The organism is Sphingobium sp. ba1 (assembly GCF_000743655.1).
Classification (GTDB): Bacteria; Pseudomonadota; Alphaproteobacteria; order Sphingomonadales; family Sphingomonadaceae; genus Sphingobium.
Genome location: NZ_JPPQ01000069.1, coordinates 2,525,778 through 2,534,642 on the forward strand (window position 1 = coordinate 2,525,778; position 8,865 = coordinate 2,534,642).

Consider the following 8,865-nt stretch of genomic DNA (forward strand, 5'->3'; position numbering starts at 1 on the left):
CAGACAGAAAAAGGCTAACCATCATGCCCATCCCTCCACGCCGCGCGCCCGGCGGGTCAGTACGTCCAGGCAGGCCATGCGGACGGCGACGCCCATCTCGACCTGCTCGGTGATCGCCGACCGATCGGGATGATCGGCAACATTGCTGGTAATTTCCACGCCCCGGTTCATCGGCCCCGGATGCATGACGATCGCGTCGGGTTTGGCGATCGCCAGCCTTTCGGGCGTCAGCCCGTAGAGCATATGATATTCGCGCGCCGAGGGAATGAACGCGCCGTCCATCCGCTCATTCTGCAGCCGCAGCATCATCACCACGTCCGCACCCTCCAGCCCTTCGTCCAGCCGGGTGTAGGGGGTCGCCCCCAGCATCTCGACTTCAGGCGGCATCAGCGTGGGCGGCGCGACCGCGCGCACCTGCGCACCCAATGCGGCGAGACAGAGCATGTTCGAGCGCGCCACACGGCTATGCAGCACATCGCCGCAAATGGCGACGATCAGTCCCTCGAACCCGCCCTTGCGCCGCCGGATGGTGAGCGCGTCGAGCAGCGCTTGCGTGGGATGCTGGTGCCAGCCATCGCCCGCGTTCAACACCGCGCAGTCCACCTTGTCCGCGATCAGCGCGACCGCGCCCGAACTGGCATGGCGGATCACCAGCACATCGGCCGCCATGGCGTTGAGCGTCATCGCCGTGTCGATCAGCGTTTCGCCCTTCTTCACGCTCGACTGGCCCGCATGCATGTTGACGACGTCGGCCCCCAGCCGCTTGCCCGCAATTTCGAACGACAACAAAGTGCGCGTGCTGTTTTCGAAGAAGGCGTTGATCTGGGTCATGCCCGCCAGCCGATCGTCATGCTTGCGCGCCTTGCCGCGATTGGCCGTCGCCCATTGCTCGGCTTCGTCCAGCAGGAAGCGGATTTCCCAGGGCTTCAAGTCAGCGATCGACAGCAAATGCCGATGCGGAAACAGCGCCCGACCGGTGAGGTCAGACGAAAGCGGCGCGGCGGTGATGTCGGGCATGGCCGCGCTTTAGGACAGCAGGACGCGAAGGGCAAGCTGGTGCGCGGCGGGGATGGTGTGGAGAAGAAAGATTGGCTGGGGCGGCAGGATTCGAACCTGCGCATGGCGGCATCAAAAGCCGCTGCCTTACCGCTTGGCGACGCCCCAGCAGGCCGACCATCGTCGGCGCGGGTCGCCATATAGCGCGTCGGGCGCGAAAGGAAAGCCTAGTCATCACAGTTTCGCGACGGCACTATGACGCTTCTTGGCTTCGTACCGGATTACCACAACCATGTCCGCTTCCTCCTCCCCCACCTCCGCGCAGATGGCGCCTGCATCGCCGCTCTTCCTGCGTGAGGATGAAATCCGGCGCGGCATCGAAATGCTCTATTTCGGCTATTCCGCGCTGACCCGCTCGATCGATGAGGGGCTGGCGGCGCAGGGGCTTGGGCGGGCGCATCATCGCGCGCTCTATTTCATCTCGCGCCAGCCCGACCTGACCGTCAAGGATTTGCTGCGGCTGCTGTCCATCACCAAGCAATCGCTGGGCCGGGTGCTCAATGACCTGATCGAGCGCGGCTATATCGAGACGCGGCCGGGTGCCAGCGACCGGCGGCAGAAATTGCTGCGGCTCAGCGCGGAAGGCGCCGCGCTGGAGGCCGAACTGTTCCGGGCCTTGCGGGAAAAAATGGCGGCGGCCTATGCCCAGGCGGGGCAGGGATCGGTCACGGGATTCTGGCGCGTGCTGGAAGGGTTGATCCCCGAATCGGATCGTTCGATGGTGTTCGGCCTGCGTGGGCGCTGACATACACAACGCAACCTAATCGGCCTTCCTGCGCTTATCGGACTCCATTCATTGGCAAGAGGAGCCATCATGCGTCACAAATTTCTCGCCGCACTGGCGGTCGTTTCGGCGGTCAGCCTGTCGGCCTGTTCGGAAAAGACCGAAGACAGCATCGAAAATGCCGGGTCGGCGATCGGCAACGACATGAGCAGCGCGATGGACCGCGCGGGCGACAAGATCGACAACGGGCTGGATGATGCGGGCCGTGCGATCGACAATGGCGCGGCGCGGATCGGTGCTGCGAATGATGAAGCGGCCGAAGATGCGGACCGCACCGCCGATGAAGCCAAGCGCGATGTCGGCGATACGCTGCAGGAAGCGGGCAGCGACCTCAAGAACGAATGATCCGATGGGCCACGCATGACCATTGCGTTATGTGTGGCCCATGCGCGCGCTTGACGGCGCGCTGTATTGCGGACAGCGCAGGGATATGTCGTCCGCTGCGCCCGCCCGACCTCCCACCAGCTACCTGATGATCGGTCGCCCCGAACTGGCGCTGATCGGCATTACCATCCTGTGGGGTGGCACATTCCTGATCGTCCATCATGCGATGCGCGAATCGGGTCCATTTTTCTTCGTGGGGTTGCGTTTCGGGACGGCGACGCTCGTCACTTTGCCGCTTGCCTGGCCCCTGCTGCGCAGCATCACCGGGCAGGAACTTGGCGCTGGCCTGATGATCGGCCTCGGCATTTTTGCGGGCTATTCGCTCCAGAGCTGGGGGCTCCAGACGATATCGAGCAGCACGTCGGCCTTCATCACCGCCGCCTATGTCCCGTTGGTGCCGATCCTTCAATGGATCATCCTGCGCAGGCGACCGCGAATCGCCAGCTGGGTCGGGGTCGCCCTGGCGTTCGCTGGCCTCATGCTGATCGCCGCGCCGCAGGAGGGGATGGCGATGGGCACGGGAGAGGTGCTGACGCTGATCAGCACGCTCGCCATCGCGCTGGAGATCATCTTCATCAGCCTGTGGGCAGGACAGGTCAACGTCGCGCGGGTGACGCTGGTGCAATTGGCCGTGACCGCGCTGCTGGCCTTCGCCTGCATGGTCCCGGCCGGTGAAGCGGTGCCGCCCTTGTCTTGGACGGTCATCCTGTCGGCCTGCGGGTTGGGGCTGATCACGGCGCTCATCCAGTTCGTGATGAACTGGGCGCAGCGCAGCGTGTCGCCGACCCGCGCCACGCTGATCTATGCGGGCGAGCCGGTCTGGGCGGGGATCATCGGGCGGATCGCGGGTGATCGCTTGCCGCCCATGGCGCTCGCAGGCGGCTTGCTGATCGTCGCGGCGATGATCGTGAGCGAAATGCGGTTCGGCAACCGCGACCGTGCCCCGACCTAGTCCCGCCGAAACACCGGCGCGCGCTTTTCGAAGAAGGCGGCAAAGGCTTCCTGCGCCTCGGCGGATCGCAGCGTGTCGCGGAACAGCCCCGCTTCTTCCTCGATCCGGGCGGTGAGTGCCGCCGGATCGCCTTTCATCAGGCGGCGGGTGGTGGCGAGCGCCTGGGGCGGCTTGGCCACCAATATTCTGGCCTTGGCACGCGCATGCGCCAGCAGCCCGTCAGCAGGCACGACCGCCGTGACCAGCCCCGCGCGATCGGCTGCCTCGGCATCCATCGGTTCGCCCAGCATCAGCATCGCCGCGGCCTTCGCATGGCCCAGCGTCGCAGGCGCGAGCAGGCTCGACCCGGCTTCGGGGACCAGCCCCAGATTGACGAAGGGCATGATGAAGCGGGCGTCGGGCGCGGCATAGATGAGGTCGCAATGGAACAGCATCGTCGTGCCGACGCCCACGGCCAATCCCTGCACGGCGGCGACGATCGGCTTGTCGAAGGCGGCGATGGCGCGGATGAAGGCGAACGCCGCAGCGCCGCCCTCCGGCCCGGCCATGAAATCCTTGAGGTCATTGCCCGCGCAGAAGGCGTCGCCATTGGCGGTGAACAGCACCACCGCAATGTCCGCGCGCGCCGATGCATCGGCCAGCGCAGCGGTCATCGCATGATACATGGGGACGGTCAGGGCGTTCTTCTTGTCGGGGCGGTCGATATGGATTTCGATGACGCCAGCGATATCTTCGATGATCGCGATGGACTCGCTCACGATGCGCTCTCCCTTATGTCTCTGTCACTACCGATGGGCATTGATCGGACGATGGAGACTATTGTTCCCCGGCGAAGGCCGGGGTCCAGTCCCACGCTCTGAACTGGACCCCGGCCTTCGCCGGGGAACAGCTACCATCCAGATCACTGACCACGCCTGCATGTCTCTGGCGAAACTGTTGGCGCAAGCGACGGGCCGCGTCTATCCCCCCGCCGTCTGTCAGCCCAAGGCCTAGCCCCATGATGAACCGACTGCGCCACGCCCTCGACCCTTTCTTGTTGCTGCTGCTGGCAACCGTTGCCCTAGCGTCGATCCTGCCCGCACGCGGCGAGGGTGCGCGGATTGCGGACATGGTGGCGGACGCCGGCATCGTGCTGCTTTTTTTTCTGCATGGGGCGAAATTGTCGCGTGCGGCGATCTGGGACGGGACGCGGGCGTGGAAGTTGCATCTGGCGGTGCTGGGGACGAGCTTCCTCCTGTTCCCACTGATCGGCCTCGCGACCCAGCAGATCGGTATCATCCCCGATGACATGCGCGTGGGCCTGCTGTTCCTGACGCTGCTGCCCTCGACCGTGCAGTCGTCGATCGCCTTTACCGCGATCGCACGGGGCAATGTCGCCGCCGCTGTGGTCAGCGCGTCCTTCTCCAATCTGCTCGGCATCGTCGCGACGCCGCTGCTGGTCGCGCTGCTGATGCGGCAGGGCGGGGCGAGCGTGTCGCTGGCGTCGATCGAGGGGATCGTGCTGCAACTGCTGCTGCCCTTTCTGGTCGGCCATTTGGCGCGACCTTGGATTGGCGGGTTCGTGGCGCGGCACAAGGCGAAGATCGGATGGGTGGATCGTGGCTCGATCCTGCTGGTCGTCTATGCCGCTTTCTCGGCGGCCGTCGTAGAGGGGCTGTGGCAGAGCGTGTCGGGCGGCGAACTGGCGCTGCTGGCGGGTGTCTGCTGCCTCATGCTGGCAACCGTACTGGTTCTTACGTTCGGACTGGGGCGGCTGATCGGACTAAGCCGCGAAGATGCGATCGTGCTGCAATTTTGCGGGTCGAAGAAAAGCCTGGCGACCGGCGTTCCGATCGCGGGCGTGTTGTTTCCCGCGGCGGCCGTCGGGCCGATCCTGCTGCCGCTGATGCTGTTCCACCAGATCCAGCTGATGGTCTGCGCCGTCCTGGCACGGCGATACGGCGCGCAGGTCGCTGAATGACAAAGGGGCGGAAAGCGCGATATTGCGCCTTCCGCCCCTTTGCCTGTCCGTCCCTACGCTCTGACGTGTAGGAAGGATCGTCCCGTTAGAACTTCACGCGGCTTTCGATGCCGATCGTGCGCGGCTGCGCGACCGATTGGGCATAGCCGCGATAGATGATCCCGTCATTGATCTGGCCACGGCGGGTCAGGTCGTTGGAAACGCCGGTGATCGCATATTTGTCGAAGATGTTATTGGCGAACAGGCTGATTTCCCACACGTCCGTGCTGTAGGTCGCGGCCGCCCGGTGCATCATATAGTCAGGCAGGCGTTCGCCGCCGCCCCGTGCGCCAGGACGGGTCAGGATGCTGCCGGTATAGGTCGCGGTCCAGTTCAGGCGCAGATTATTATCACCCATAGGGACGGTATAGACCGCCGATGCGGCGCCCGAATGCTTGGCCGAGCCGGGGAGGCGATCGCCCGATTCCAGGCTGGCGAAGCCGTTCGCCGTCGACAGCAGGTCAGGCACGTCCTCGGTCAGCTTGGCATCCAGATAGGAATAGTTGCCGCGAACGGTGAACTGGTCCGTGATGCGCGCATTGAAGCTGAAATCGACGCCCTTCGATTTGGCCTTGCCGCCATTGGCCGTGATGCCGATGGCCCCATTGACCGTCTGGCTGGCCAATTGAATGCCGTCCCACTTGACCTGGAAGACCGACACGCTGGTGCTGAGGCGGCGATCGAACAACTGCGCGCGCACGCCCAGTTCCAGATTCTTCACCTTATCAGGACCAAAGGCAAGTTCGTTGGGCAGGGCGCATAGATTCTGGCCGGGCGGCAGCGGCTGGATGCAGGGCGCGACACGGTTCACGCCGCCTATCCGGTATCCCGTGCTGTAGGTCGCATAGGCCATGAGGTCGGGCGTGAAGTTGAACGAGGTGTTGAACTTGTAGACGAAGCCATCGTCGCTGGCCTGGCCGCTGCGCGCCCGCGAAGGATTGATCGTCAGGCTGGGATAGGGCGTCCGGCGGCGGCCACCAGGCGTCATCGGCGATTCCGTCGCGCCGGTGATGGATGTTTCATATTTGAAATAGCGTGCGCCGCCGGTGATCTGCCACTGCTCGATAGGCTTGAAGCTCAGTTCCCCGAAAACAGCCTGTTCCTCGGTCTTGGACCGGGTGAAGGAGATATATTCGGCACCGTCCGGGCGGATCAGGCCGTCATAATAGCCCCCATAGATTTCGCTGCCGGTCGGTGATGCGGCGAACTCGGCGAAACCGGGCAGTCGCTCGACGCTGTCGGACTTGAACTTCATACTGTTGTAGAAGCCGCCTACAACCCAGCTGAACGGCCCGCCATGGGTAGAAACCAGGCGGATTTCTTGGTTGAACTGCGTGCGGCTCTGATCGTTGGTGGTGAAGCCAGCGAATGCCGGGAAGAGTTCATAATCATAGTCGAGGTCGAGCAGCAGGTCGGTGACGTCGCCGACCGTGTTGTTCTTGGTCTTGGTATAGGCCGATGCCCAGACCGCCTGGAACACGTCGCCCAGTTGCGCTTCCATTTCCAGGCTGATCAGCGTCGACCGGCGGGTGGAAGGTTCGGCGAAACGCTTGGCGGCTTCATATTTGCCTTCGCCGACGATGCCATCGGTCGTGGCCTGCGCGCCATCGGTCTTGGTCTTCTGATAGGCGTAGGTCAGATAGGCGTTGAAGTCGGGCACCGAGAGGCCAAGCTGGTTGCGGGTCGTGAACGTCTTTTCGAAGTTCAGATCCTTGCGGCCCGCGAAGTTCGCGTCCTGCTGTGCCTGGGTGCCCAGCGGATTGCTTGCCGGACCCGGCTGGGCGATCGACACGCCCGGCGTCGCGACCAGATAGGGATAATCGATGAAGCCGGGGTCATAATAATAGCCGGTGGCCGAGCGGAAGGCCAAGACATCCTTGACGATCGGGATGTTGATCGTGGCATCGCCGACATAGCCCACACCCTTGCTGTGCGCGACGTCATAGACGCGGCCATGGACTTCACCGCTGAACTGCGTCGGATCGGGCCGGTTGGGAATATAGCGGATCGCGCCCGCCAGCGTGCCCAAGCCGTAGAGCGTGCCCTGCGGCCCCAACAGCGTTTCGATCCGTTCGATGTCGATGAACTTGAAGTCCAGATAGAGCGGAATTTCACCCAGATAGGTGCCGATCGCATTGTCGTAATTGGCCCCGGTCGCGCCGCTATCATCGGCGGACAGGCCGCGCATGATGATGGTCGCCGCGCCGCGTGGGCCGGTGTCTGTAACCGTGATGCCGGGCGTAAACGCGCCCAGGTCACGCACATCGTCCAGCCGTTCGGCCGCCAGTTCGGCCCCGCCGATCGCCGAAATATTGATCGGCGTTTCCATCAGCGTGGTGGAGCGGCGGGTGCCGGTGACGACGATGACGTCGCTTTCCGCTTCGGCCGCGGCCTGCGGTTCCTGTGCCAGGACTGGCGTGGCGAAGGCTGCGCCCGATATGATGGTGGCGGACAGCAGCCCCATTTTGAGTTTTGCGCGATACGACATGGTCTTCCCCTTTTTGTCCATTGTCTTCCCTGCTTTCGATCCCCTCCCGGATCGACCGCTCCGCGCTTGGTGCGGCGGCAGCGGCTGGCATCGGACGGCACGGACTGCCGCCTCCTTTTCTTCTGATCTGGGGTAGAGGCTATGGAGTGCGCAGGCAGTCAGACATGGGGCATTTGACGTAGCCTGTTCGTCCGGGTCACCATGGGCCTATCCTACGTCAAATGCCCCATTGGGCTTGGGGACCATCCCCGCCTACCCCTTGGGCGAGGGGCGGGAAAACCTGCTCCATATCTGTTGCCTATGCCCGCATCGCGCGATTGCGGTGGACCGGGCCGGAGAATGACATGCCGTCTTTGAGCGCCGTCACAGGATGGAGCATGGCCGGGATCGCGGCCATCGGGGCTGCGGTCGCGGGCGACCTGCCGCTGCAAATGCCCAATGCAGGAACACCCGCGCCGCAAATGCCGGCCGAGGATGATATGGGACGGCCCAAGCCGCTCGAACTGCCCAAGGATGTCGAGGCCAAACTGGCAGGCGTCGACAAGGCGAAGGTCGATTTCCTCAAGAGCGGCGTGACCGGGCGCTATGTCGAAAAGGACGCGCTCTTCGCCCGCATCCGCACCGGCAAGCCCGAAGAGATCAGCGCCTATATCGACGCGATGCAGGCGCTCCACGCCCAGGTCGAGTTCAAGGCCGGACGCGATGTCGCGGCGATCCCGCTCGACACCCGCTCGCCCTGGTTCAACGCCTGGAAGGCCCGGCGGCCGAACAGTATGGACCCCAAGCGGGACGTCGGGCCGATCGAACTGACCCGCTATATCGGCGGTTGGGGCGGGGGCTTTGCGACCTTTGCGGGCGCGCCGGTGGCGATGACGCCGGAGGATTTGAAGGCGGGCAAGGTCGATGTCGCGATCGTCGGCGCGCCGCTCGACATGGGTTCAGGCTGGCGCAACGCGATCGACGGGCCGCGCGCCATGCGGATGACCGGCGGCGCGGCCGGCAACGACATGTATTCGATGATCAACCCCAATGCCGCGCTCAAGATCGTCGATTATGGCGACATTGCCATCGACCAGAACAGCACCGAGCGCAGCGTCGATCATGTGCGGGAAATGGTGGCGGAGATCGCGCGCACCGGCGCGATCCCGATTGTCATCGGCGGCGACCATAGCCTGGAATATCCCAATGTCGCCGCCGCCGCC

The 8,865-nt window shown here is 64.2% G+C and carries 8 protein-coding genes and 1 tRNA gene; 5 read left to right on the top strand and 4 right to left on the bottom strand.

Features of this window, described 5'->3' with window-relative positions; all coding sequences use genetic code 11:
• Nucleotides 1–21 precede the first annotated feature (21 nt).
• Together IL54_RS15405 and IL54_RS15410 are read right to left on the bottom strand one after the other, a co-directional pair.
• Nucleotides 22–1,017 carry an aspartate carbamoyltransferase catalytic subunit gene (locus IL54_RS15405; RefSeq protein ID WP_037476731.1) on the bottom strand — a complete coding sequence of 332 codons (996 nt, stop codon included), beginning with the start codon at nucleotides 1,015–1,017 and terminating at the stop codon, nucleotides 22–24.
• Nucleotides 1,018–1,089: 72 nt separating this feature from the next.
• A tRNA-Gln gene (locus tag IL54_RS15410) sits at nucleotides 1,090–1,164 on the bottom strand.
• A gap of 124 nt (nucleotides 1,165–1,288) precedes the next feature.
• Between IL54_RS15410 and IL54_RS15415 the strand changes: the two genes are divergently transcribed.
• The 3 genes from IL54_RS15415 (at nucleotide 1,289) to IL54_RS15425 (ending at nucleotide 3,176) form a co-directional block, all read left to right on the top strand.
• Nucleotides 1,289–1,801, top strand: a complete 513-nt coding sequence (locus IL54_RS15415; protein ID WP_051519788.1) for a MarR family winged helix-turn-helix transcriptional regulator — start codon at nucleotides 1,289–1,291, stop codon at nucleotides 1,799–1,801.
• 69 nt (nucleotides 1,802–1,870) lie between these two features.
• Nucleotides 1,871–2,185 (top strand): hypothetical protein, encoded by a 315-nt coding sequence (locus IL54_RS15420; protein ID WP_037476733.1) that lies wholly within the window; start codon nucleotides 1,871–1,873, stop codon nucleotides 2,183–2,185.
• An 85-nt stretch (nucleotides 2,186–2,270) separates the two neighbouring features.
• Complete coding sequence (locus IL54_RS15425) at nucleotides 2,271–3,176, top strand: EamA family transporter (protein WP_037478859.1); 906 nt, start codon at nucleotides 2,271–2,273, stop codon at nucleotides 3,174–3,176.
• Here IL54_RS15425 and IL54_RS15430 read toward each other — a convergent pair.
• On the bottom strand, nucleotides 3,173–3,934 hold the full coding sequence (locus IL54_RS15430; RefSeq protein ID WP_037476734.1) for an enoyl-CoA hydratase-related protein: 762 nt from the start codon (nucleotides 3,932–3,934) through the stop codon (nucleotides 3,173–3,175). The genes IL54_RS15425 and IL54_RS15430 overlap by 4 nt on opposite strands.
• A gap of 242 nt (nucleotides 3,935–4,176) precedes the next feature.
• Here IL54_RS15430 and IL54_RS15435 point away from each other — a divergent pair, with 242 nt between their 5' ends.
• The gene (locus IL54_RS15435; RefSeq protein WP_037478860.1) at nucleotides 4,177–5,136 is read left to right on the top strand and encodes a bile acid:sodium symporter family protein; all 960 of its coding nucleotides are present in this window, start codon (nucleotides 4,177–4,179) and stop codon (nucleotides 5,134–5,136) included.
• A gap of 85 nt (nucleotides 5,137–5,221) precedes the next feature.
• Here IL54_RS15435 and IL54_RS15440 read toward each other — a convergent pair whose 3' ends face one another.
• Nucleotides 5,222–7,663, bottom strand: a complete 2,442-nt coding sequence (locus tag IL54_RS15440) for a TonB-dependent receptor (protein WP_037478861.1) — start codon at nucleotides 7,661–7,663, stop codon at nucleotides 5,222–5,224.
• Between the two features lie 377 nt (nucleotides 7,664–8,040).
• On the opposite strand from IL54_RS15440, the gene IL54_RS24265 reads away from it, so the two are divergent.
• Nucleotides 8,041–8,865 (top strand): arginase family protein (locus tag IL54_RS24265; RefSeq protein ID WP_193378864.1); only part of this gene is annotated, 825 nt, incomplete at its 3' end.

Excerpts from the sequence above, each read along its gene's own strand:
- IL54_RS15405 (WP_037476731.1), bottom strand. The coding sequence starts at position 1,017 with ATGCCCGACATCACCGCCGCGCCGCTTTCGTCTGACCTCACCGGTCGG.
- IL54_RS15415 (WP_051519788.1), top strand. The coding sequence starts at position 1,289 with ATGTCCGCTTCCTCCTCCCCCACCTCCGCGCAGATGGCGCCTGCATCG.
- IL54_RS15420 (WP_037476733.1), top strand. The coding sequence starts at position 1,871 with ATGCGTCACAAATTTCTCGCCGCACTGGCGGTCGTTTCGGCGGTCAGC.
- IL54_RS15425 (WP_037478859.1), top strand. The coding sequence starts at position 2,271 with ATGTCGTCCGCTGCGCCCGCCCGACCTCCCACCAGCTACCTGATGATC.
- IL54_RS15435 (WP_037478860.1), top strand. The coding sequence starts at position 4,177 with ATGAACCGACTGCGCCACGCCCTCGACCCTTTCTTGTTGCTGCTGCTG.
- IL54_RS15440 (WP_037478861.1), bottom strand. The coding sequence starts at position 7,663 with ATGTCGTATCGCGCAAAACTCAAAATGGGGCTGCTGTCCGCCACCATC.